Origin of the sequence: Serratia sp. PL17 (assembly GCF_017832355.1) — a bacterium.
In the GTDB taxonomy this organism is placed as follows: domain Bacteria; phylum Pseudomonadota; class Gammaproteobacteria; order Enterobacterales; family Enterobacteriaceae; genus Serratia.
Genome location: NZ_JAFIBY010000008.1, coordinates 262492 through 283351, shown reverse-complemented (window position 1 = coordinate 283351; position 20860 = coordinate 262492). Strand labels below are relative to the sequence as shown.

At 51.4% G+C, this 20860-nt stretch carries 31 protein-coding genes and 2 tRNA genes; 15 read left to right on the top strand and 18 right to left on the bottom strand.

The window, feature by feature from the left end; genetic code table 11:
- The 12 genes from JOE25_RS22450 to JOE25_RS22395 form a co-directional block, all read right to left on the bottom strand.
- Positions 1–269 (bottom strand): lysozyme (locus tag JOE25_RS22450; protein ID WP_209639038.1); only part of this gene is annotated, 269 nt, incomplete at its 3' end.
- The gene (locus tag JOE25_RS22445) at positions 256–603 is read right to left on the bottom strand and encodes a phage holin, lambda family (RefSeq protein ID WP_153860781.1); all 348 of its coding nucleotides are present in this window, start codon (positions 601–603) and stop codon (positions 256–258) included. The genes JOE25_RS22450 and JOE25_RS22445, both read right to left, overlap by 14 nt.
- Positions 604–937: 334 nt before the next feature.
- A complete protein-coding gene (locus JOE25_RS22440) occupies positions 938–1759 on the bottom strand; it encodes an antitermination protein (protein WP_209639036.1) in 822 nt (273 codons plus the stop codon).
- Entirely contained in the window at positions 1756–2793 is a 1038-nt protein-coding gene (locus JOE25_RS22435) for a DUF968 domain-containing protein (RefSeq protein ID WP_209639034.1), read from the bottom strand. The genes JOE25_RS22440 and JOE25_RS22435 overlap by 4 nt, the downstream gene beginning before the upstream one ends.
- On the bottom strand, positions 2790–3920 hold the full coding sequence (locus JOE25_RS22430; protein ID WP_209639033.1) for a DNA methyltransferase: 1131 nt from the start codon (positions 3918–3920) through the stop codon (positions 2790–2792). The genes JOE25_RS22435 and JOE25_RS22430 overlap by 4 nt, the downstream gene beginning before the upstream one ends.
- A complete protein-coding gene (locus JOE25_RS22425; protein ID WP_209639030.1) occupies positions 3917–4159 on the bottom strand; it encodes a hypothetical protein in 243 nt (80 codons plus the stop codon). The genes JOE25_RS22430 and JOE25_RS22425 overlap by 4 nt, the downstream gene beginning before the upstream one ends.
- A complete protein-coding gene (locus JOE25_RS22420) occupies positions 4156–5253 on the bottom strand; it encodes a hypothetical protein (RefSeq protein ID WP_209639029.1) in 1098 nt (365 codons plus the stop codon). The genes JOE25_RS22425 and JOE25_RS22420 overlap by 4 nt, the downstream gene beginning before the upstream one ends.
- Positions 5250–5429, bottom strand: a complete 180-nt coding sequence (locus JOE25_RS22415; RefSeq protein ID WP_209639027.1) for a DUF4222 domain-containing protein — start codon at positions 5427–5429, stop codon at positions 5250–5252. The genes JOE25_RS22420 and JOE25_RS22415 overlap by 4 nt, the downstream gene beginning before the upstream one ends.
- A 1-nt stretch (position 5430) precedes the next feature.
- On the bottom strand, positions 5431–6108 hold the full coding sequence (locus JOE25_RS22410) for a phage antirepressor KilAC domain-containing protein (protein ID WP_209639025.1): 678 nt from the start codon (positions 6106–6108) through the stop codon (positions 5431–5433).
- Positions 6105–6293 carry a hypothetical protein gene (locus tag JOE25_RS22405; protein WP_142814793.1) on the bottom strand — a complete coding sequence of 63 codons (189 nt, stop codon included), beginning with the start codon at positions 6291–6293 and terminating at the stop codon, positions 6105–6107. Before JOE25_RS22405 ends, JOE25_RS22410 begins: the two co-directional genes overlap by 4 nt.
- 63 nt (positions 6294–6356) lie before the next feature.
- Entirely contained in the window at positions 6357–6830 is a 474-nt protein-coding gene (locus tag JOE25_RS22400) for a YmfL family putative regulatory protein (RefSeq protein ID WP_209639023.1), read from the bottom strand.
- Positions 6831–6876: 46 nt separating this feature from the next.
- A complete protein-coding gene (locus JOE25_RS22395) occupies positions 6877–7116 on the bottom strand; it encodes a YdaS family helix-turn-helix protein (protein WP_315902393.1) in 240 nt (79 codons plus the stop codon).
- Between the two features lie 127 nt (positions 7117–7243).
- On the opposite strand from JOE25_RS22395, the gene JOE25_RS22390 reads away from it, so the two are divergent.
- From JOE25_RS22390 to JOE25_RS22330, 13 genes are all read left to right on the top strand, one after another.
- Positions 7244–7936: a helix-turn-helix transcriptional regulator gene (locus tag JOE25_RS22390; protein WP_209639054.1), complete on the top strand. Its 693-nt coding sequence runs from the start codon at positions 7244–7246 to the stop codon at positions 7934–7936.
- Between the two features lie 1057 nt (positions 7937–8993).
- Positions 8994–9365, top strand: coding sequence for a hypothetical protein (locus JOE25_RS22385; RefSeq protein WP_209639021.1), 372 nt, complete (start codon positions 8994–8996; stop codon positions 9363–9365).
- 52 nt (positions 9366–9417) lie between these two features.
- Positions 9418–10239, top strand: coding sequence for a DUF2303 family protein (locus JOE25_RS22380; RefSeq protein ID WP_209639019.1), 822 nt, complete (start codon positions 9418–9420; stop codon positions 10237–10239).
- An 83-nt stretch (positions 10240–10322) separates the two neighbouring features.
- Positions 10323–10856 carry an HD family hydrolase gene (locus tag JOE25_RS22375; protein ID WP_209639017.1) on the top strand — a complete coding sequence of 178 codons (534 nt, stop codon included), beginning with the start codon at positions 10323–10325 and terminating at the stop codon, positions 10854–10856.
- Entirely contained in the window at positions 10856–11038 is a 183-nt protein-coding gene (locus tag JOE25_RS22370; protein WP_209639015.1) for a DUF1482 family protein, read from the top strand. The genes JOE25_RS22375 and JOE25_RS22370 overlap by 1 nt, the downstream gene beginning before the upstream one ends.
- Positions 11035–11229: a hypothetical protein gene (locus JOE25_RS22365; protein WP_209639013.1), complete on the top strand. Its 195-nt coding sequence runs from the start codon at positions 11035–11037 to the stop codon at positions 11227–11229. Before JOE25_RS22370 ends, JOE25_RS22365 begins: the two co-directional genes overlap by 4 nt.
- Positions 11216–11782, top strand: a complete 567-nt coding sequence (locus JOE25_RS22360) for a helix-turn-helix domain-containing protein (protein ID WP_209639011.1) — start codon at positions 11216–11218, stop codon at positions 11780–11782. The genes JOE25_RS22365 and JOE25_RS22360 overlap by 14 nt, the downstream gene beginning before the upstream one ends.
- The gene (locus JOE25_RS22355; RefSeq protein WP_209639058.1) at positions 11779–12624 is read left to right on the top strand and encodes a hypothetical protein; all 846 of its coding nucleotides are present in this window, start codon (positions 11779–11781) and stop codon (positions 12622–12624) included. Before JOE25_RS22360 ends, JOE25_RS22355 begins: the two co-directional genes overlap by 4 nt.
- A complete protein-coding gene (locus JOE25_RS22350; protein ID WP_209639009.1) occupies positions 12599–12835 on the top strand; it encodes a hypothetical protein in 237 nt (78 codons plus the stop codon). The genes JOE25_RS22355 and JOE25_RS22350 overlap by 26 nt, the downstream gene beginning before the upstream one ends.
- Positions 12828–13406 carry a 3'-5' exonuclease gene (locus JOE25_RS22345; RefSeq protein WP_209639007.1) on the top strand — a complete coding sequence of 193 codons (579 nt, stop codon included), beginning with the start codon at positions 12828–12830 and terminating at the stop codon, positions 13404–13406. Before JOE25_RS22350 ends, JOE25_RS22345 begins: the two co-directional genes overlap by 8 nt.
- Positions 13407–13454: 48 nt before the next feature.
- Entirely contained in the window at positions 13455–13673 is a 219-nt protein-coding gene (locus tag JOE25_RS22340; RefSeq protein WP_013813848.1) for a hypothetical protein, read from the top strand.
- Positions 13673–14851: a phage integrase Arm DNA-binding domain-containing protein gene (locus JOE25_RS22335; RefSeq protein WP_209639005.1), complete on the top strand. Its 1179-nt coding sequence runs from the start codon at positions 13673–13675 to the stop codon at positions 14849–14851. Before JOE25_RS22340 ends, JOE25_RS22335 begins: the two co-directional genes overlap by 1 nt.
- Positions 14852–15168: 317 nt before the next feature.
- Positions 15169–16326, top strand: coding sequence for an acyltransferase (locus tag JOE25_RS22330; RefSeq protein WP_209639003.1), 1158 nt, complete (start codon positions 15169–15171; stop codon positions 16324–16326).
- Positions 16327–16510: 184 nt separating this feature from the next.
- On the opposite strand, the gene JOE25_RS22325 is transcribed toward JOE25_RS22330, so the two are convergent.
- From JOE25_RS22325 to blaSPR, 4 genes are all read right to left on the bottom strand, one after another.
- Positions 16511–16586: transfer RNA gene (locus JOE25_RS22325), tRNA-Thr, on the bottom strand.
- Positions 16587–16592: 6 nt separating this feature from the next.
- Positions 16593–16680: transfer RNA gene (locus JOE25_RS22320), tRNA-Ser, on the bottom strand.
- 156 nt (positions 16681–16836) lie between these two features.
- Positions 16837–17166: an osmotically-inducible lipoprotein OsmE gene (gene osmE / locus JOE25_RS22315; RefSeq protein WP_037420878.1), complete on the bottom strand. Its 330-nt coding sequence runs from the start codon at positions 17164–17166 to the stop codon at positions 16837–16839.
- Positions 17167–17368: 202 nt separating this feature from the next.
- Complete coding sequence (gene blaSPR, locus JOE25_RS22310) at positions 17369–18265, bottom strand: SPR family subclass B3 metallo-beta-lactamase (protein WP_209639002.1); 897 nt, start codon at positions 18263–18265, stop codon at positions 17369–17371.
- A 79-nt stretch (positions 18266–18344) separates the two neighbouring features.
- Between blaSPR and JOE25_RS22305 the strand changes: the two genes are divergently transcribed.
- Positions 18345–19247 (top strand): LysR family transcriptional regulator, encoded by a 903-nt coding sequence (locus tag JOE25_RS22305; RefSeq protein ID WP_209639000.1) that lies wholly within the window; start codon positions 18345–18347, stop codon positions 19245–19247.
- A gap of 6 nt (positions 19248–19253) precedes the next feature.
- On the opposite strand, the gene JOE25_RS22300 is transcribed toward JOE25_RS22305, so the two are convergent.
- Positions 19254–19712: a nuclear transport factor 2 family protein gene (locus JOE25_RS22300; RefSeq protein ID WP_209638997.1), complete on the bottom strand. Its 459-nt coding sequence runs from the start codon at positions 19710–19712 to the stop codon at positions 19254–19256.
- Positions 19713–19824: 112 nt separating this feature from the next.
- Between JOE25_RS22300 and JOE25_RS22295 the strand changes: the two genes are divergently transcribed.
- Positions 19825–20403 (top strand): TetR/AcrR family transcriptional regulator, encoded by a 579-nt coding sequence (locus tag JOE25_RS22295; protein ID WP_209638995.1) that lies wholly within the window; start codon positions 19825–19827, stop codon positions 20401–20403.
- Here JOE25_RS22295 and JOE25_RS22290 read toward each other — a convergent pair.
- Complete coding sequence (locus tag JOE25_RS22290; RefSeq protein ID WP_209638993.1) at positions 20397–20813, bottom strand: VOC family protein; 417 nt, start codon at positions 20811–20813, stop codon at positions 20397–20399. The two genes, JOE25_RS22295 and JOE25_RS22290, sit on opposite strands and share 7 nt — an antisense overlap.
- Positions 20814–20860: the final 47 nt, after the last annotated feature.

Below are 20860 nucleotides of genomic sequence, written 5' to 3'. Positions count from 1 at the left end.
TTGAACGCCAGCGACACCATCGCGTCAAACTGGTTCTGCGTCATTGGACGCTTGATAGCGCTGTTTACCGTCAACTCATACACGGCCAAATCATCGGACAGGAATTGCTCCGCCTGCTCCTTCGTGATGCGGTCACCCTGCTTCACTCCCTTGGTATGGCCCCAACCAACCGTCCACGGTTTACCACCAGTGCCTGGGTCTGGATAAGCCACCAGCTCAAGGGACTCGAACCCTTTTATAAAATCACGACCCTTTTTACTTGTTTGCATCCTGATTGCCTCCACCAAAGCGGTTGCCAACGTACCCGGACAGGAACGAGCTGAGTTTTTTCACACCTACGAACCCGATAAAACCGCCGATGCCGACAGTAAGTGCCTTCGGCACATCGAAGTAATCCAGTGCGGAATACGTCGTCAGTGCCAGGGCGCCACACATCAGCCCTTCGAAAATGGTTTCTTTCCAACTGCTGCCGGAGTAAGCCATACGCAATACCGCCATCACGATAGCCATGATGACGCCACCGATCGGCACGTCACCGCGCCACCAGGCAGCGAGAATTTCACTGATATCCGCCCAGCTATGGGGACTGTTTGGCATTTTCATCCCTCCCCCTTGCCGGGGCTTGGCCCGATCTACGGGTGATAAAAACAGAAAAGGCCACGCAGCTAGCGCAGCCCAAGAACGGAAAAGCCCCGGCGTTTATAGCCAGGGCTTGAATGGTTGCCGGTCTTTCCCGGCTGTCACTTCACATCGAGGGGCGCACTTAGAAACTCCCCACCAAAGGGTTCGATAGTGCGTATCAAAACTAAATGCGCCCTTCTGCTGCGTCCATAAAAAAACCTGCACATCGGCAGGTTTTCTGTAACGGGCGTATATACCCCATCGTTAAAGCTGATATTAGGAAAAAACGGCAACTATTGCAAGTGCACGTTTTCCATCACCGCGTGACCTTGCTGAAGACACGCTCTAACTCACTCTCTTCCTGATAGCATTTTGTCAGCAACGACTCATAGAAGGGTTTCCAGCTATACCGCCATGTGCGCTCTGGCAGCTCAGGGATTAGCTTTTTAACCGCGTGGTGGATCACTGACGGCTGAACCCGTTTGAAGCCTCTCCCCTTGCATTTCGGGCACTCCTTCATTACCGGCACACCTTGCAGCTCGCTATTCTTTTTATCCAGCACGGTACCTGTACCCTGGCAGCGGCAACGTGCGCTGATATTGCCTCTACCCTTACATACTGGGCAGGCCACCATCATAACGTCTTCCCAAATTGTCTTTGCGGGTGGCTGGCATTGGTCTTTTATCATCCACAACCCATTCTTGATGCTGAATTTGTTCTCTTCCCACTCGATTGCCAGCTCGTTGCGGTTAATCTGGGTTTTACGCACCAACCCTCTACCCTGGCAGCCCGAACACGACTCAGCTGACAATGCCGAACGACAAAACTCACCGTAAGCCATTGCGGCCATGATACGCAGGCAACGACCAAACTTAGCCCCGGCGGCTCGCTTTATCGCCCTTGGCGCTTTCTTGCTGGCAAATTGAGTCAGCATATCAACCGACCGCTGGCGATCCTCTTCACTGACACCATACTTGCCGAGACAAAGTGCCATGCCAAATACTGCCTTGGCTTCTACCATGCCGAGTGCTGCCATGATGTCAGTACCCGTTAATGCTTCGCTCGCCGTGGCTCTGGACGAGTCGGAAATATTCAGACTTTTAGGGCTGAAGTGTTTCAGTGCTGATTCGAGATTCATCGTTTTGCCCCGCGCTTGTTTGCCGTGCTGATCGCCCCAATACCAAATGCCTTGTTCAACGTGCGCACCAGGTGGAATAACTGGCTGCCGTGCTTGGCCTCCCATGCGTCCACATCATCATGCAGCTCGTCATGGCATTCACGGGTCAGGGGGATGGTGAAAATGTCGTGTGGTTTGGTGCCGGTGCCGCCGAGCCCGTGATCGATAATGTGGTGCGGGTCGTCTGCCGGCCGCTTGCAGCCACAGCAGCACGGCTGTGACTTCACCCACTGGGTGTATTTCACGCACTCCCAGCGGGTAAGCTTAGGCAGCAGCATAAAGCCTTCAGGGGGCGCGGGGTCGACATCAATGGTCAGCGCTGGCTTAACCTTCTCCACGCACTCGTTAATGATCGCCTGTGGGGCTTTCTCCCACACAATATCGGCCTCTCTGCGTGTTCCCGTTGGGATGGTGGCTGGTGGAAGGCGTAGAGAAAAGCGGGCTACCGCATCAGGCAACAGATCAGACACCTCTTTCAGTACCGCCCACCAGCACAATTCCGGCAAGCTAAGCTGGTGGTCTTCACCAAACATGAAATGAGAGCGAGCGCGGTAAACTACCCAGTCCGCGACGTTCTGCGCGGCGATGGCATCCAGCTCCGGCAACGTTTGCTCCCGCAGGAGGTGCTCATGGTGCCAGCACAGGCGGATCGGTCGACCGTCATAGTCCAGGATGTCCATATTATGATGGTGGTAATCGTCGCCGGTGGTCCATTGACATTCTGTGCTGCGCATCAACCACTCTTTCAGGCCTGCAATACCACCAGCTGCATCTATGACCCGTTCATTCTGGAAGAAAGAGGACAAACGCGGATCCGCCGCCAGGTTCTGATCTACTGCTGGCAGCAGGCCGGAAGGCAGCGGTTTTAACTCTTCCGGCTCACTGGCGATCAGCAGACGGCTGCGCCCGCTGAAATAATGCAGCAACTCACTACCTGGGCGTAGCAGCACCACACCCAGCTCACGCTGCAGGTAAGAAGTAAGTAACATCCTCATAATTCACTAACCGCCTTAGCGGAATGCGCAATCCGCGCCGCGGCAGTTGTCAGGTGATCAGGGTCCAGCTCAATACCGATAAAACCCAACCCTTCAAGCAAGGCGGCTTTACCGGTGGAGCCTGAACCCATGAATGGATCAAGGACTACGCCACCAGCAGGTGTAACCAGCCGGCAAAGGTAACGCATCAACTCAACAGGTTTCACTGTCGGGTGGTTATTTCTGGCTCCACCTGTACGGCCAGCGCCGGCGCGTGGGTCATTAAGGCCTGCACTTCCCTCTTTTCTTCCACCGGTCATATCACTGGCCGTGTACGGCACAAAACGCTCCATCCCTTCGTCACGCTCTGATTTACTGACCTTTGCACAGTAGAAGAATCTCGCAGCGCTACCCTGATCACCATGGTGGTAGCTGGCAACCCGATCAATCATGCCGCCAAACTTAACAGGGCCGCTGAAACCATTGGTTGTTGGCTCGGTTCCCTTTACTGGCGCCCGGGCGCCGGCATTTTGTGGGAACTCGGTGATCACCTCTTCACTTCCATCATGCAGGACGTTTGCAGGCCACCGGCCGAACTGGTCCGCTTTCCACTCCCCACACTCGGGGGCTTTCTCGTCACGCACATGCGACAGTAAGCCTCCAACACCACCGGTTAAATCTTCCTCTGTCGGTACCCTGCAAAGATCGATATTTAGAGCACCAGTGCCGAACTGGACAACATTGCCTTCTACCGTGCCAACCAGTGGCTTACGGGCCATTACGATCGGCTCATGCGCGGGTTTTAAGGCGGTACCCTTCCCCTGGTTATCACCGGTGAGGTTTTTCGACTTCGGGAAGCCGCTGCCATAAATCCACATCAGCTGATCGCGGATCTCAAAGCCGGCATCCTCGATGTTCACCACCAAGCGGTGATAAGTACGCGCCCCACCAAATGCCAGCAGATGGCCGCCGGGCTTCAGAACACGCAGGCATTCTGCCCACTGGTCAACAGTCGGTACCTGGTAATCCCATTTATGACCCATGAAGCTCAGCCCATACGGCGGATCTGTGACAATGGAATCAACAGAGTTATCAGCCATACCGCGGAGAACATCCTCACAGCGGCCTACATTGAGTTGATAAATCACAGGAATCCCCTTTGCTGTTCAGCGGTGGCCAGCAGCTTGATGAGGCGATAACGCGCCTCGATGTTGAACTGGGTCAGTACGCGCACCCAGTTACGTTTCCGGGCGATACGGCGTAGATCCTGATTATCAGCCCAATACCCGCGCAAATACCGCAATGACCACCAGCGGCGAACCTGTTGCAGTACGGCCACCAGCGGGAATACGGTGACGCCTAAAATTTGATGTGTTACTGGTTTCATCCTGCCAATCTCCCCAAATCGTTCTCGCTGGCTTGGTCCACGGCCTTCGCCCAAATACCTGTCCATGCCCGGCGGGCGTCGTAATCTGTCATGCGCCCCAGTGATCCAGCCATTTCCTTGGCAAGGCGTTCTACCTCGTTTTGTGGTTTACGGCGCTGGGAGATCAGACGGGTGTACGCGTCGTCCCGGGCTGTGGTGTCCAACCTATGAACCTTGGGCAGATCGTCAGCACGAAACTCCTTGACCTTGAGGTAGCATTTCTCGGTGATCAGGTAGTCGAAATCCTTCTTGCGCCACGTCTTGCCGCTGTTCGTGTCCGGACGGTCTTCCAGCATCCACTGGCATTTCTTGGCGATGTAACGCAGGTAGGCGCCCCACTTGTCCTGGTTTAGGTCGTAATCCTTCCAGAGTTTGCGCAGCACCTTCCGGCGACCATCAGTGATTTTGAGAACCTTTGGCATGGTGGGTAGCGTGGTGTGAAATACGTCCAGCACGGCTTGGTAGTCAATTTTCAGAGAATCATCCGCTTGCGGGTCGGCTGGCTCAGCCAGTTGACCAACAGGTTTTATGATCTGTTTGTTCTGATCTGAGTAATGATCTGTATAGAGATAGGATTCCGTAGAATCGCGGCGTTGTTCCTGCACTTCTGCGTTTTCCACTCCGTGATTCTGCGTAATGGACTCCGTAACTTCGCGTTTTCCATTCCGTGATTCTGCGGAGTCCACTGCTGGTGGGAAAATCAGAGCAATTAGCTTGTCGCCGTCGATACGATAATGGTTCTTCGGAGTGCCATTTACCTTACGTGTAGATACTTCAATAACACCCGGCAAATATTTCTTACGAAGCTTGCTCACAACGCGCTGCACCTGGTCTTCACTGACCCCGCGCAGTTCACTCGCAAGCTCTTCATGCGTCTTGTAAAACCAGCCATCATCTTGTGATGACTTCCCTGTCCAGAACACCAGCTGATTCAGCACGGCGGCCAAAGCAAAGGACTGCTGATCACTGGAAAAGAAATCCAAGTACGGGCCAGGGATCACAATGCAGTTCTTCTGCCCAGACATGGCCTGAACAACTTCAAATATTCTGCTCATACTTCAAACCTGATAAATCGGGACCGAAAAATAATCATCGCCGTGGTGATCGCCCATTCTTGCCCGATTGGACTGTATGTAACCGTCTCGCGCTCCGGATCCGTACTGTGCACCAGTACCACTGAGTTATTGCGGTCGCGGTAATGGCAGCCAGCCTGAATAAGTAAGCTCGCCATATCAGCCTCCCATCAGCTCAGAAGCGTAACGCTCAGCAATCCACTGGATTCCGCGCGGCGTCACGCGTGTTTGCGTATAGGCATGGCCTGAATGGTCGGAGGTGCCCGTTTTCACAGTTAGCAGCCCCTCACGCTGACGTTGCGAATGCGGAAGGAGGTTATTGGACTGACGGAACAAAACCCGATCGCGGATCAGCGCCTCAATCATTGCCTTCTCTGGCATGTTCAGGATTTTTGCTGTCTCACGCAGGCTCTTGGCACCGCTGGCGTCAACGTAGTGATCGACAAAGGCCACTTTCGGCGCATCAGCCTGCACCTTCTGCTCCAGGGCGGCTTTCTGTTCGGCCATATCAGCGGCCAAACGCAATGCTTCAGGCAGTGACTGAGGTACCGACGGGGTGCGCCCTTCTTCCAGCTCCTGCCAACGGTCAACCACTGCGGCGGTGAACTGAGGGGAAAGGCGGGCAACCAGCACCAAAGAATCCCGCTTATTGAAACGGTACTCGGTGTAGGTGTTGCCATTGTGGACAAATTCGAACTCAGCCAACGGCTGGGTTAAAAGATGAGCTGCATGGAGACGTTCAGCCGAGCGCTTCACATCTGAATGGTTGCTCTGAACCAAAGCGGCGATTTCGCGGCTGCTCATGGTTGGCAATACGGAGTTGGTTAAAGTGTTCATATCCCCTCCTGACCACGGGCCAGCCAGTGACCGCTATCTACCACCCAGCGCGCAAACTGGTAGTTGCTGGCAATCCACCGACCCATTACATTTACTTCATACCGGAACGGAGACGCAGATTTACCGCCAGTCATTGCACGGCAACGAATTTGCGGCACCACTGAATTTCTGGTTAAATTGCTCATGCGATTATTTCTCCACACACTGATTTACTCGCGCCGACGCCCAGGGGCTGCAACCTCTGGGCGTTACCCTTTCTGACATTTGGCTTTTTTGCCAAACAACGCCAGTACAGCCCTAACCTCTGCATCACGCGCCTGCAGGTGCTTGCGGTGATAGCGCATAATCTCGGCAGCTTCTTTCTCATCAATGACTCCATCAGCAAGTGACTCCTGAATGATTTGATCCACATGGCCACGGTGCGCGGCGGTGCGGATGCTTTTGCTGAACAACTCCACCTGGTCCAATTCTTCCAGGGCCGGGATCTCAACCACCAGCAAGCCACGGCGCCGGGCGAAATACTCGGTCAGCAAGTTGGTGCCGGAAATATCCTCCATGGCTTCCAACTCGCCGATCTCGAAGAAGCGGCAGCCGTTCTTCTCGTACAGGTTGTTGTTGAAGCCCGTCTCAGACATGCCCAGTGCGCCGGCCATAGCCGATCGGCCACCAGCAACCGCCTTACACATGCCCTTCACTACATCTTTCAAATTTGGCTCTACCATGTTGTTTTTCCTTTGGTAGTTATGACTTGAGTCGTTTATTGATAAATTATTTGTACAAATCGGGACGTAATTCAGTGCGAAGTACTCCTGTCACTTTTTCGATAAGAACGACCTGATTCGAAGGCGTTTTTTTCTCCCGATGCAGCCAGTTCCATACCTGTTGTTGTTTCACCGGCTTTACTGACTGATCAGACATTTTTCGAGCAAGGCCGGATTGGCCGCCAGCGAGGCTGATCGCCTTCATCAATGCTTCTTGCTCCGGGGTATTTGAGATAACGCTGTTCACGCAACCACCATTAGTTGTTAAAGGTTGTTAGATAGTAGCATTACCCAAGGCAGAATAACAACATTAGGGTGTTGGAATGCTAAAACATAAAGTTGTAGTCTCGCAGTGCAATCAATTAGGGGCGCTCGTGATGACACTCGCAGAACGACTACAAAACAGGCGAACTGAGTTAGGTCTTAGCCAAGATGAATTGGCGACTAAACTGGGGGTATCCCAGCAATCAATAGGTAAGATCGAATCAGGTAAAACGCTTAACCCAAGAAACCTTAAGGCAATAGCATTTGCGCTAGGTGTTTCTCCTCAGTGGCTTCAATTTGGGGAGCCAGAAGAGTATGACAATGCAAAACGTACCAATTATCAGGTAGAAGAATGGGAAGATGGTGGTTTTGATCCGTCAGAATTTGTTGAGGTTCCAATATTGGATATAGAACTATCGGCCGGGGACGGATGCACTGCTGAAATCATCGAAGACGCGAAAAAATACCCATTCCGCCGCGATGAGTTAAGAACACATGGCGTTACTCCCCATGATGTCAGAATCGTAAAAATCATCGGAAGTAGCTTATTCCCTGTACTTACAGATGGTGATCTTGTTGCTGTTGATATATCTAAACGTTGGCCAATAAAGGATGGTGATCTGTATGCTATCCGTGACGGTGTGTTGTTACGCGTTAAACTGTTGATAAGCCAGCCAGATGGTGGCGTGCTGATAAGAAGCTTTAATCGCGAAGAATACAAAGATGAAACATTAACATTTCAACAAGTTAGAGATAGAATTCAAATCATTGGCCGCGTGTTCTGGTCATCCCGTCGCTGGTAAACTTTAAGGGGCAATCGCCCCTTTTTTGATCCCCTCTCGTTTCTCTCTTCACAACTTTCACCACCATACGCTCAACCAAATTAACTACAAAAAGTTGTTGACATGAATCTACCAGCCATCTAGATTACAACTTATCGATGTTATAGTTGTTTTGTTTGATACTTCCCGGCACACAACGGCATGCTCACTCGCCCTTTCCCTCAGTTCTGGGAGCGGTGGAGGATCCTAACTCATGAGTGAGCATGCCGTTGTGGATCTGGCTGGTGGACTTCGGGGCGTTGTCCGCCGGCCACCACAACCCGATGCGAACCGCGGGATACATCCCCGCCGGAGCATGTACGCCGGTCACACCGGCCGCCAGTCGACCTGGGCGTTATCAGGAAGGTGAGATGCCAGCACTCTCGACGGCAGTGACAGCTCGGAAGTAGACGGCTGACAGCTGGGAAAGACCAGCACCTAATTTGATTCGAAACGGGCCGCCCGGCGTAAGCCGGTGTGTTTTGGAGAAGGCGAACGGCAAGTAACCCTCCCTGTCACGGCAGTGAAACCGGTTGACGGCGTAATCCCGGTTAAAGAATGCCCCGTGAGGCTTAAACATCGCCCGTCCGCTCCACGTTACGGAGCACCCAACTGAAACGGTTTTTAGGGGGCGCGGTCTGCTTGGCAGCGTGACGAAAGAACCGGAGATAAAGCCGTTTCAGTTGTGGTGAATGCGCAGGCTGATGCGCGATGTGGCCTCTGGAAATGACCTCAACCGGGTAAAGCCGCTGGATGGTTCAGTAACTGAGGGTAGCCCCTTGAACACGGGCAAGCCGGAGTTCAGCACCGGCCACCACAACCAAGTAAGTGCTGTGTGTAGTCTTTGGCGGCCACGCCGAGCTTCTACCCCTCGGAGGTGAAGATAATGTTCGTAGGCTGGCCGCCCTTTTTTACACATCAGGTAGCGCACTGGGCAGTTCAATTTTTCATATTGCACAGTATAAAAACCCTGTACCGGTGCGCTACCAGGTGTGTGGAGAAAACCGCGGCGTTCGCCGCTTCGTGTGAGGAGTATTCAATGAGTGAAGACCGCAAGACCAACGTACCGGACTTTCTGGGCGAACTGGATGCCGGTGTGTTTCAAAATAAAATCTCAGCAGCTTTAAACGCTACAGCTCTGGGTGTTCTCAATAACGGTGGTAAGGGAAAAATTGTTATTACCCTTGACCTCGACCGCTTAAGCAATTCAGTCGAAGAGAAACGTGTTGGCATTAAGCACCAACTTAAATTTGTAACCCCTACCCCACGCGGTAAAGTTTCAGAAGAAGACACCACTGAAACACCAATGTATGTCGGTAAAGGTGGAAAGTTAACAATTCTGCAAGAAGACCAAGGCCAGCTATTTACTGTTAACGGAGAAACCGACGGTAAATTACGCGTCGCTAAGTAATACCGCGACTTATTAATCAACACAGTTATTTTCAATATATAGGATTATATTTATGTCTCAATTAGACGGATCAGCCATCGAACAAATTAAAAGCCTCACCCTTGCGGCTTCTTTCATTCATAAAGTTGAAACCACTGATTGCCCTGTAGCTGTATTGCCGAATGATGTTGATCTGCACAGCCTCGAGCATTTCAACGCAAACCGCTTCCGCTTCCGTGGAAACATGACCACTACCAGCATTGAAGACTTCGTTAAATACTCTTCGGAATACGCTGGTGCAGGCGTCCGCTGCTTCATCGATGCCGACCGCATGCAGGCCGAAACCATCTTCAATCTGGGCACTCTGGATAACCCAGGCCATGCCGACAACAAAGCGGCCATTACCCTGAAGAAAACAGCGCCATTCACTGGCCTGCTGGAGATCAACGGCCGCAAACAGGGCCAGAAAGAACTGGCTGAATGGCTGGAAGATAACCGTGATTTCCTGCTGGCCTTTGATGCTGACGGCACTGTGCTGGATATCAAGCAGGCTGTTGGCGCCGTTCGCCGCATCACCATTGAGTCAATCTCAACTTCCGATCATGAAGAGAACGATTTCAGTGGCAAACGCTCGCTGATGGAAAGCGTTGAAGCCAAGAGCAAAGACGTTATGCCGGCGGCCTTCGAATTCAAATGTGTACCTTATGAAGGCCTGAGCGAACGCCCCTTCAAATTGCGCTACAGCATTATCACCAGCGACAAGCCGATCTTGGTGCTGCGAATTGTTCAGCTGGAAACAGCGGAGGAAGAAATTGCCGCTGAATTCCGCGACCTGCTGATCAGTAAGTTTGATGGCGTTGAAGTTGAATCCTTCATTGGTAAATTTAAAGCTTAATTAGACCTGAATAATACAGCCTCAAATACCCCAGCAATGGGGTATTTGGTGAAGTGTTGCCAAAAACTGTGTGGAGAGAAATTATGTCTTGGATTCTAACATTTACTGGCAAGCGTTTTGATTACGCCGCGCCATCTGTGGACGATATTTGCATTGAAGATATCGCTCAAGCGTTATCACATGAATGCCGCTTTAACGGGCATATCCCTGAATTTTATAGCGTGGCTCAGCACTGTGTTATTGCAAGCCAGATAGTGCCTCCTGAGTACGCACTTGAAGCATTATTGCATGATGCTCATGAAGCTTATTGCAAAGATATTCCATCGCCGCTTAAGCAATTAATTCCTGACTATCGTGGCATTGAAAACAATATTGATTTCGTTATTCGTTATAAATTTAATCTCCCAGCTACGAATAGCCCAGCAGTCAAACATGCGGATCTAGTGATGCTGGCCACCGAGCGCCGTGACCTCGATATTGACGACGGTACACCGTGGCCAATGCTAGAAGGGATCGCCCCTTCTGAAGACTTTCTTGTCTCTCCGGTAAACCCGGTGCAGGCACGGACCATGTTCCTGCACCGCTTCCACCAGCTGACCTCTGAGAGGGCTGCGTGATGTTCGGCCTGTTCCTGCTCGTCTGCTACACGTACCAGCCGTGCGAATTCGTGCCGCAAGGCTGGGTGTATCCAGATCAAAGCAACTGCCTGGCGGATATCCACCAGCAGGGATTACCGCCTCAGTATGAGTGCTTGCCTGTTGATGGTGTTATTTCTGCTCAGCCTCCGGAGGCCAAATGAAAGAACTCAACTTTGACCCAACCGATCCGGACAAAATGAAACTCCCTTCGGGCAAGGCGTGCGGAGACTGTGCGCACATTCGCCGCTGCAAGGCAATTTTCGGCCACGTTGAAACTGACACATATTGCGACTGGTCACCTTCACGCGCGGTGTTCATGGACAAGGTTGAGGTGCGTGATGCCAGCAAATGAACGGAATCTATATCCCAACATAAAGCGAGTAGTTTGGAGCGATTGGGCCGAAGGGAAGGTTCGGCAGCAGCGCTGGCACCCGATGCGCACGGCGATGCTGTACCGGTTAGGCCCACAGATAGGGGCGAAGAAGTTTGCAACGATGTTCGGACTAAATCCAGCGACCGTAAGCAAGAAAGCGGCAAAGTTGGGAATCCAATTGCCCAGAACATGGAGATCCTATGAACCTCAAGAGCTGGCATTTATTCGGCGTAACGCACAACTCCTGACCTATAAACAAATGGCTCAGCACCTGGGCCGCACGGAATCCTCGGTAGCATCCATTGCGCATGCCAAAGGCATCGGGGCAGGTACACCGCAGGGAGAGCACCACCCGTGCTGCAAAGCTACGGATCACGAAGTCGAATTGGCGCGCCATCTGTACGATGAAGGGATCACACAGCGGGAGATTGCCAAGAAGATGGAAGTTAACCAGAGCACGGTGACCCGCTGGTTAAACTTCACTTTTCGAACAAACATAAAACTTGAAGATTATGGGAGAGCGAAGGCATGAAACTAACAACTGAAAGACTGCGCGAAATCGCAGAGCGCAGATCACCAAGCCTGCGATGGGGTGAGGCTGAAAAAATCGCTACCGAGTTGTTAGCTACCCGGGAGACGCAGCCGGTGGGGTACACATCAGCAGCGGCATTGGATTTGCTCTCGCATGGACAGGCGGCGCTTATTCATAAAGACGCTGAAACCACGACGTTTATTGAAGAAGAGTATCGGGATGTAGTGCCGCTATTCACCTACGCCCCAGCCGTTGCCAGCGGTGAAAATTGTTGGTCATGCGGTAAGTTTTTCACCTACGCACAGCATTCTGAATGTGATGGATATTGCCCGCACTGCGAGGCACCAGTTGACCTGGATGAAGGAGAAGAAGGAACCGCCCCGCCAGCGCCAGCAGTGCCGCCGGAGGTGCAGTCGGTGCGCTACTTGAAAAAATTTTCTGGGGTATGCGTGATAGAGCAGCAACCAAATTTTACGATTTATGCCCCTATCTACACCACCCCGCCAGCGCCAGCAGTGCCTGGGAAAATTGGTATTCAGGAAGCCAAGGAGCTATTCAACTATTTGATGACAGAAGAAGAGCTTAACGCAACGGTAAATGGTTATAACGCCTGCCGCGCCGAAATGCTGGCTCAACCTGTTAGTCAGGGTTACACGTTGAACTCTCCGGAAATACCGGATGGTTGGAAGATGGTGCCGAACGAACCGACCACAAAGCAGTGGGCAGCTGGACGTAAGGCCATGGATGGAGGGATAGATAAAGTCACTCTCGCATATAGAGCGATGGTGGAAGTTGCTCCGCCCCCAGGAGGCTCCGATGACAGCCACACCACAGCTACCTGATACGGCCATTGTCGATGACCTGATCGGCACGCTGGCCAGATACGGCTGGAACGTCGACCGTCGATCGCTGAGCCCAATACTGGTGGTGATCCTTACTCAGAACAACGCACATCGTGAGGTGGCCAAGATGTGCACCCATTACTTAGAAGACCCAGAGCGCCTGATGATTGAGCGGGCCATGGATAGCAAGAAGGCAAACGTTAATGAATAATTTGATGGTAGACCTGGAAACCATGGGCAACAAGCCCAACGCGCCAATCGTGGCGATCGGTGCTGTGTTCTTCGACCCTGCCACCGGTGAACTGGGTCCGCAGTTTTATACCGCAGTGAATCTTGTCAGTGAGCTGGCCGCTGGTGCCGTTCCCGATGGCGACACCATTAACTGGTGGTTGATGCAAAGCAGCGAGGCCCGGGCGGCGATCACCAATGACCAGGCGAAACCAATAGCTGATGCCCTCAATGCCCTTTCCAGTTTTGTTGCTCTCAGCTGCGAGCAGTCGAAGTACCTGAAGGTCTGGGGCAACGGTGCCGCCTTCGATAATGTCATCCTGCGCGGGGCATATGAGCGTTGCGGCATTGCGCCATGCTGGAACTGGTACAACGATTTGGACGTGCGCACTATAGTGAGCCTCGGCCGGCAGATAGGCTTTGACCCGAAACGTGATCTGCCATTCGACGGCGAACGTCATAATGCGTTGGCTGATGCCATTCACCAGGCGCGGTATGTGTCGGCAATCCACCAGCGATTACTGGCACCCCACCAGCAACCGACCGAGCTGTAATTCTTACCGGCCCGTTGCAGCGGGCCTTTATCGTGTGGAGACAAAACCATGGCGAATGAAGACAAATTGATGCGCGCCAGCAAATGGCTAAAGCGTGAATTTGAAGAGGGTTCAATCCCTGATAAACGTACTGTTAAACGTTGGATTGAGCACGGACAACTTCGAGGAAGGGTAATAGACGGTATGTCATGGGTTTATTCATCTGAGCGTTGGGGAGTTCAATCCGAAGTTTCCCACGCCGTTAATCAACTGATCAGGGAGTCGTAATGGCTGCCCGCCCGCGCCGACGGGAAAATCGGCATCTTCCTGATTTACTCTATTTTGATAAGGCGACGGGCGTTTATCGCTTCACTCTTGTAACCGGGAAGCGTAAATCACTCGGCAATGATCGCGCTATGGCGATCGCTATCGCGCGTGAATATAACAATAGGATGCGCCCTGAAACGTCAGTATCTATCGACTCGCTGATCCGGGAATCTGGCGGAATTCAAGGTGAGGCATTGCCATTCGCTGAGCATGTCGACCGCATTATGGCGCGCGCGATAGAAGACGAGCAACCGTCCGAGAGCACCCGGGATGACTGGAATAACAATGCGACCCGTGTGAAAGAGTTTTTCGACAAGATCCCGGCATGCGATATCGAGCTGGAACATGTCAACGCGTATATAAAGGAATACCACGCTGATTCATCTGCAAACGTGCAAAACCGTAAAGTCAGTTTTCTGAAGAAGCTTTTCAGCTATGCGGTCGATGAATCGCTGATGCTGGATAACCCAGCCACCCGTAAAAAAATGCGCAGAATTGAAGAGAAGAAAAGACAGCGTTTGTCATTCGACAATTTTATGGCCATTCGCAGAGCTGCAGCCCCATGGTTAAGAACGGCCATGGATTTAGCATTGCAGACAACCCATGCCCGGCTTGAGGTTTCACGGATCCGGTATTCTATACGGGAGCCTAAAAACGGCGTTTGCGGTTGCGTATGGTTGGACCAACCGTTAAATGGCATTCACGGCGCCCTCTATATCCACCGCCAGAAAGTGCAGAAAAAAGAGGCATCTCATGTAGCGATTCCGATCGGGGATGAGTTGAAGCGAATTATTGACGATAGTCGAGACAATGTGGCCAGCCCGTACATAGTACACCGCATACCAGAACGTAACGTAAAACGCAGCAAAGAAGTCGCGCACCCTACCCAGGTAGCACCTGACTATCTTAGCCGTTCATTTTCAAAGCTGCGGGATCAGCTTGGGTTATCCGATCATTTAGAAATGGAAGAGCGTCCAACGTTCCACGAGATCCGGGCATTAGCCGCACACTTGTTCGATAACCAAGGGATAGATCCACAGGGGCGCATGGCTCACAGCGATGCAAAATCCACGAAGATTTATACCCAGAACCATATCGATTGGGTGGTGGTTCCCCACGGTGAAATCAAAACAGGGTGATGGTAAAAGCGACTCTAACCCATTGATGTATATAGACCGATTTTGGCGAGAAATGCACTGTTTGTATGAACAGTCAAAACAGAGGAGAGTCAGTCTTGGCGGGGCTTTCAGCGGTTTAGTGTCGGTGTCATGGGGTGTCGGGGGTCGGAGGTTCGAATCCTCTCATGCCGACCAAAATCCTTAGAAAAACCAACCCTTTGTGGTTGGTTTTTTTATATCAACGAACATTTCAAATTGTCCTTCTATACTAAATATCTACAAAAAGTTCACCTGCACGCAGATAACAATAATGAAGTACTGTTCCACGAGGCTCAGCAATGCAACCTGCTAAAAAATGGTCACAGGAGTTGGAGGGGCTGCGTGGTCTAGCTTCCTTCTGGGTTGTTTTGGGCCATATTTGTATTTTAACCAGTTTCCATTTTCCTATCCTTTCGGATCCAGCAATCGGCGTCGATTTGTTTATTTTGCTCTCTGGGTACTTGATGGCAAAAAATTATGTGGAGCGTAAAGAGAAGGAACCATGGACTGCAATGGCCACCTTCAAGAAATTTTGGCTGCGCCGCTTCTTTCGTATCGCACCGCTTTACTACGTGCTCCTGATTGTAGCCATTGGGTTTGGCAACTATTTCGGTGAAGCACGTGACGTTATCGGTCATTTCTACAGCGAAACCCAAACTAATAGTTCACGTTACAGTGACTCTACGTTCTTAAACGTATTTACTCATGTGACCTTTATATTTGGTTTTCTACCAAGCTACTCATTTAATACTGTACTGCCTGACTGGAGTATCGGTCTGGAAATGCAGTTTTATTTCCTATTCCCCTTCATTATGTTAGCCGTAATGAAGCTGGGCTTTGTCCGAGCCTGTTTCGCGGTCATTGTTCTTTGCGCGCTCGCCAAATACCTAACCCCGAATTACTTTGCAGCTTTTCCAATGCCCTCAATGATTCTGATTAAACTGCACTTGTTCATTGCAGGCATGTTTATTGCTGAGGCCATACGCAGAAAAAGCATGTGGTTTGTTATTTTTGCGCTAGTTGCAGCTTTCGGCAGTATATATATGCCAAATGATGTGAATAAGTATCACTTGATTGCCCAGAACGGCATGATTTTAATGATGGCGGTCATTCTTTGGCCTCGACACGAAGGGAGTACATGGAAAAACATGCTACGCCTCCCTCGCTGGATGCTAACGAATAAAGTCAGCGTTTACATGGGGGATGTTTCCTACTCCGTGTACTTGTTGCATTTGTTAATCGTACTTCCAGTCGTCGCCTTCCTGCTGTCAAATACTCAATTTTCTGGGTTATCTCCCTTCATGAGATTTATTGCCGCCTCAGCGATTATTATCCCTCTGACTTATGGGATAGCGGCTCTACTGTATAGATTTATCGAAAAACCAGGAATCAAACTGGGTAAACATGTGATTAGTCGCAGTGAGGCAAAAAATTCTAGTCCTATTGTAACGAACTAATCAAGGAAGATAAGTCTATACCCAGCGACCCGGCATTTTCTTGCCGGGTTTTTCTTTATTATTCCCAAGCTTGGCTTGTCCGGGCCAACAACACTCATTGTGACAAAACCAGAAAACAAAAAACCCCAGTAATCTTAAAGATTACTGGGGTTCGTAGACGTGTTAAACGTCTGTACTGCGTATATGGTGCCGGCTACCGGAGTCGAACTGGTGACCTACTGATTACAAGTCAGTTGCTCTACCTACTGAGCTAAGCCGGCTAAATTTGGCGGAAGGACAGAGATTCGAACTCTGGGAGCTGTTACACTCGACGGTTTTCAAGACCGTTGCCTTAAACCACTCGGCCATCCTTCCAATGGGCGCAGATATTAGCGCTACCGTTATGAAATGTCTATCGTTTCATTCAAAAAAATGCAGGAAAAAGTGCGTTTGGTTAAACTTCGCACCATCAGTGGTTAAAAAATGAAAAACCCCGCATAAACGGGGCTCGATTACTCAACAACACTCAGATTATTTAGGCTGGGAGTCATAGTCTGAACAGGTCTGATACCCTTTGTTCATTACATGGCCCGTGTCGTTGTAGCTGACAAAATAGGTCTGCACCTTGCCGTCACGCGGTGCCACAGCATAAGTGTCGCAAGTGCCCTGCGCATGAACCAGGGTAGCCGTGGTTGACGGTGGGCCCGCAATGGCCCGAACTTGCTGCTTGGTCATCCCTACTTTTACGTCGCTGACCACCGGCTCATCAACATAACTGGCGGCACGGTCATACGCAGTACAGCCAGCCAGGATGGAAAATGCCGCCGCTGTGCAAACGGCTAAAACCAGCTTCTTCGTCATAGCTTGTCCTCTTAGAGTGCGTTTATTGTCCCCTAACTCTAGAAGAAGAAAGGCTTTTCGACAAATTTCGCTTTATCTCTCGGTGCGCTTTTCCCATTCGTTAGTGGATAACGCAGCAGGCGACTCCCTAAAACCGCTCGTCAGCTAACGTCGATCGGCCGCCCTCATCGTCCTGGCGTCACGGCCCCCTCAACTGCAGGATTTACATTTCCTTCTGCTGTTTTTGCAACTGCGCCTCAAAGGCTTTTTGTGATTCTCTCACATAGCGTTGCAACCCCTGACTGTCGACGAAAGCATCCAAATCACCGGCCCGCAGACGTGCCATTTTATTTTCCAGATCGAAACGCGTTCCCTTATTGGCGATAAAAATATCCGCCTGCTGTTTGGCAAGCCGGGCAAAGCTACCGCGGATATCCTGCACCAGGTCGGGGTAATTTTTATTGTCGATCAAATAGTAATCCGGCGTTGCCAGGCTGTCGGCATACACCAGCCGGTAGTTTTTCTCCCCTTGCCGCAGCGTGGCCAACCACGAGGTCGCCCCTGGCAGATGGCCTGGCGTCATCAAGGCTGTTAACGTCAAACCGCCCAATGTAATGCTGTCGCCGTCACCGACGATGATATCGGCCTTCACGGGGGGGAAGCTCAACGCATCGCCGAGAGCAAAATCGTGTTTTCCTCCCAGCGCCAGCTGCCTGGCATTTGCGGCACTGGCAACCACTTTTGCCCCGCTCCATGCCTTCAACCGCGCGATGCCCCCCGCCTGATCAAGGCGCGCATGGCTGTTGAGGATATAGCGTAGATCCTTAATGTCGAAGCCCAGCGCCTCAATGTGCGCCCTTATCGTAGGCGCACTGGCATCTAATGCAGCGTCGATCAAAATCAGCCCTTCAGGGGTACTCAACAATACGGACGAAAGATTGCGGGTACCGACGTAATAAACATGCGGGAACATTTGAAATGGCGCCACTGGCTGCGCCCACTCTTCAAACAAGATATACGGCGGTGCGCTGGAAAGCGGCTGTGCAGGATTGAGTTGTGCCTGCACGTTGAAACACAACGTGACAGTCATGGCGGCCAAATAACCCAATTTCTTTTTCATATTCCAATTCTATGGAGGTAAACGGGGCTGAAGTATACTCAGAGCAATATTGAGACGTATTCAATTTATAAGGCCATTAATGAATATCCTACAAATGGACATGAACCTGCTGAAAGTGCTCTATCTTTTGACCACCACGGGCTCCAGCCAAAAAACGGCAGATAAACTGGGTATCAGCACCTCAGCGGTCAGCCACGCGTTAGCCCGCCTGCGCGAAGTGCTGGATGAACCGTTATTCCGCAGAGAAGGGCACACTCAAGTACCGACCCTGTTTACCCTGTCGCTGAAAGAAAAACTGACGCCGCTCTTCTCTTCACTGGACAATGAACTGTTCGGCCATGTGCAGGACACGCCACGACACTTCACGTTGGTCGCCCCGCCCGCACTGTACCCGATTTTACTGCCGCTTTTAGCGCAGAAAAGTACGCTCGCCAATGCAGCTATCCGCTGCCAGAATTTTGAGCGCCGTTCATGGCGCAACGAACTGCTGGAAGGCAGTATCGATATGGTCATCGCGGTCGGCGATCATCAACAACGCACCAGCGCACTACGGTATGAACTTATTGGCAGTACGCGTCTGGTGGCGGTATTCGGGCCGCCTTTGCATCAGGCGTTACAGCACAAGAGTGGGTTGAGATTCAGCGAATTAGCGGACTATGCGCACTATTACTGCCACCCGTGGCCACAAGAGGAAAATGAGCTGGACCGCCAGCTAAAACGGCAGGGGCTGCAGCGTAGAATTCAACTCAGCTGCGCCGATTATGCTCAATTACCCCCAGTGCTGCGGACGGCCCCTTTAATGGCTGTCGTTCCACAACCTTGGTTCAGTGCCCAACCGGATAAACAGGGACTGCGAACCCTCCCCATTCAGGACAATCTGGCAGTGGGCCATCTGTTCTCGCATTATCGCCAAGGTGAAATAGAGTGGAAAAAAAGGCTTATATCCACTCTTCATGCAGAACTACGGCCCTACTATCAGTAACAAGGATCAGAAGCCAAACTCGCTCAGGGCCGCAATATCATCTGGGCGACGGCCAAGCGGCCAGTGGAATTTGCGGTCCTGCTCGCGGATAGGCATATCGTTGATGCAGGCATGTCGGTTAATCATCAAGCCTTCTGGATTAAACTCCCAGTTCTCGTTGCCAAAACTGCGGTACCAGTTACCGGAGTCATCACGCCATTCATAAGCAAAACGGACCGCAATACGCGCCTCATCAAATGCCCAAAGCTCTTTAATTAACCGATACTCCAACTCTTTCGCCCATTTCCGTTGTAAGAATGCACACACGGCGTCCCGGCCATCAACGAACTCAGCCCGGTTGCGCCAGTGGGTGTCGACAGAATAGACCTGCGAAACCCGTTCAGGATCGCGGCTGTTCCAGGCATCCTCAGCCAAACGGACTTTCTCAATTGCCGACTCACGGGTAAACGGGGGTTTAATGCTCATCACTCACCTCTTGGGTTTTAGTAATGTAGACAAGTCTGTCTACACAAATAAGCTAGCGCATGTAGACAGACTTGTCTACAATCACTGTGACCAATATTTCTGGAGATGTTTGATGTCTGTTGTCAGCAACACTCTACCGCCGCGCCAGCGTATTCTGCTGACAGCCCATGATTTGTTTTACCGTGAAGGGATACGTGCGACAGGTATCGATCGCATTATTAGCGAGTCAGGCGTGGCCAAGGTCACGTTTTATCGTCACTTCCCTAGCAAGAATGAGCTGATTGAAGCGTTCCTGGCTTATCGCCATGCGCAATGGTTAACTTGGTTCAGCGCATCGCTAGAGAAACATGTCGCGCAACGTGGGGATGTTCTCCTCGCTTTAGTGCCCTGTTTTGAAGAGTGGTTTAACGATCCACAGTATCGCGGCTGTGCGTTTATCAATACGGCGGTCGAACTGGCAGATATGCTGCCTGAAAGCCTGAACATCGCGCACCGGCACAAGAAACAGATGTCTGAAGAGATTGCCCGCCATCTCCCCGCTGGCCCAGAACGGGAACAACGGGCAGAGATGCTGGCGATGTTGATTGACGGCGCGATCGTTAAAGTACAGATTGAGCAGCAGGCACAACATGCACTGCAGCTGCTGGAAGAAATGTTGAAGACGCTAGCCGCAACCTGGAACACTCAGTAGTTGGCCCAGATCCCCGGCGTAACCAGCTCCAACAGATGATTGTCGGGATCACGGAAATAGATACTCTCTCCACCATGTTCCCAACTCATGCGCCCTTCTATCTCTATGCCATGCGCCGTTAGGTGTTGCTCCCAATGCGGCAACTGCTCTTTCGTCACCGCAAGTCCAATATGCAGCGGTCCATTGCCATCATGTGGGGGAATATACCCTTCAGGATAATGTGCCCCCTTTACCGAATCTCCTTCAATAAACAACAGCAACACGCTTTGCTGGCCCACGTTGTAGGCGCGGAAGCGCGCGTTGGCGACCATAACCGGCAACGCTAATATTTGCTGATAGAAAGCGGCGGCGCGCTCGATATCTTTGACATACAACACCGTTTCAATCACCCGCTCAATATTGAGTTTCATACTAACCTCCTGATTTATCTAGATGAAGGAAGTGTAGGTAAACGGCA

What these genes read in the sequence shown, in the direction of transcription:
- JOE25_RS22295 (WP_209638995.1), top strand. Translation starts at nt 19,825, where the DNA reads ATGTCTGTTGTCAGCAACACTCTACCGCCGCGCCAGCGTATTCTGCTG.
- JOE25_RS22440 (WP_209639036.1), bottom strand. Translation starts at nt 1,759, where the DNA reads ATGAATCTCGAATCAGCACTGAAACACTTCAGCCCTAAAAGTCTGAAT.
- JOE25_RS22420 (WP_209639029.1), bottom strand. Translation starts at nt 5,253, where the DNA reads ATGAGCAGAATATTTGAAGTTGTTCAGGCCATGTCTGGGCAGAAGAAC.
- JOE25_RS22380 (WP_209639019.1), top strand. Translation starts at nt 9,418, where the DNA reads ATGTCTCAATTAGACGGATCAGCCATCGAACAAATTAAAAGCCTCACC.
- JOE25_RS22335 (WP_209639005.1), top strand. Translation starts at nt 13,673, where the DNA reads ATGGCTGCCCGCCCGCGCCGACGGGAAAATCGGCATCTTCCTGATTTA.
- JOE25_RS22415 (WP_209639027.1), bottom strand. Translation starts at nt 5,429, where the DNA reads ATGGCGAGCTTACTTATTCAGGCTGGCTGCCATTACCGCGACCGCAAT.
- JOE25_RS22360 (WP_209639011.1), top strand. Translation starts at nt 11,216, where the DNA reads ATGCCAGCAAATGAACGGAATCTATATCCCAACATAAAGCGAGTAGTT.
- JOE25_RS22400 (WP_209639023.1), bottom strand. Translation starts at nt 6,830, where the DNA reads ATGGTAGAGCCAAATTTGAAAGATGTAGTGAAGGGCATGTGTAAGGCG.
- JOE25_RS22355 (WP_209639058.1), top strand. Translation starts at nt 11,779, where the DNA reads ATGAAACTAACAACTGAAAGACTGCGCGAAATCGCAGAGCGCAGATCA.
- JOE25_RS22350 (WP_209639009.1), top strand. Translation starts at nt 12,599, where the DNA reads ATGACAGCCACACCACAGCTACCTGATACGGCCATTGTCGATGACCTG.
- blaSPR (WP_209639002.1), bottom strand. Translation starts at nt 18,265, where the DNA reads ATGAAAAAGAAATTGGGTTATTTGGCCGCCATGACTGTCACGTTGTGT.
- JOE25_RS22370 (WP_209639015.1), top strand. Translation starts at nt 10,856, where the DNA reads ATGTTCGGCCTGTTCCTGCTCGTCTGCTACACGTACCAGCCGTGCGAA.
- JOE25_RS22445 (WP_153860781.1), bottom strand. Translation starts at nt 603, where the DNA reads ATGAAAATGCCAAACAGTCCCCATAGCTGGGCGGATATCAGTGAAATT.
- JOE25_RS22340 (WP_013813848.1), top strand. Translation starts at nt 13,455, where the DNA reads ATGGCGAATGAAGACAAATTGATGCGCGCCAGCAAATGGCTAAAGCGT.
- JOE25_RS22290 (WP_209638993.1), bottom strand. Translation starts at nt 20,813, where the DNA reads ATGAAACTCAATATTGAGCGGGTGATTGAAACGGTGTTGTATGTCAAA.
- JOE25_RS22385 (WP_209639021.1), top strand. Translation starts at nt 8,994, where the DNA reads ATGAGTGAAGACCGCAAGACCAACGTACCGGACTTTCTGGGCGAACTG.
- osmE (WP_037420878.1), bottom strand. Translation starts at nt 17,166, where the DNA reads ATGACGAAGAAGCTGGTTTTAGCCGTTTGCACAGCGGCGGCATTTTCC.
- JOE25_RS22410 (WP_209639025.1), bottom strand. Translation starts at nt 6,108, where the DNA reads ATGAACACTTTAACCAACTCCGTATTGCCAACCATGAGCAGCCGCGAA.
- JOE25_RS22435 (WP_209639034.1), bottom strand. Translation starts at nt 2,793, where the DNA reads ATGAGGATGTTACTTACTTCTTACCTGCAGCGTGAGCTGGGTGTGGTG.
- JOE25_RS22330 (WP_209639003.1), top strand. Translation starts at nt 15,169, where the DNA reads ATGCAACCTGCTAAAAAATGGTCACAGGAGTTGGAGGGGCTGCGTGGT.
- JOE25_RS22425 (WP_209639030.1), bottom strand. Translation starts at nt 4,159, where the DNA reads ATGAAACCAGTAACACATCAAATTTTAGGCGTCACCGTATTCCCGCTG.
- JOE25_RS22345 (WP_209639007.1), top strand. Translation starts at nt 12,828, where the DNA reads ATGAATAATTTGATGGTAGACCTGGAAACCATGGGCAACAAGCCCAAC.
- JOE25_RS22300 (WP_209638997.1), bottom strand. Translation starts at nt 19,712, where the DNA reads ATGAGCATTAAACCCCCGTTTACCCGTGAGTCGGCAATTGAGAAAGTC.
- JOE25_RS22365 (WP_209639013.1), top strand. Translation starts at nt 11,035, where the DNA reads ATGAAAGAACTCAACTTTGACCCAACCGATCCGGACAAAATGAAACTC.
- JOE25_RS22305 (WP_209639000.1), top strand. Translation starts at nt 18,345, where the DNA reads ATGAATATCCTACAAATGGACATGAACCTGCTGAAAGTGCTCTATCTT.
- JOE25_RS22405 (WP_142814793.1), bottom strand. Translation starts at nt 6,293, where the DNA reads ATGAGCAATTTAACCAGAAATTCAGTGGTGCCGCAAATTCGTTGCCGT.
- JOE25_RS22375 (WP_209639017.1), top strand. Translation starts at nt 10,323, where the DNA reads ATGTCTTGGATTCTAACATTTACTGGCAAGCGTTTTGATTACGCCGCG.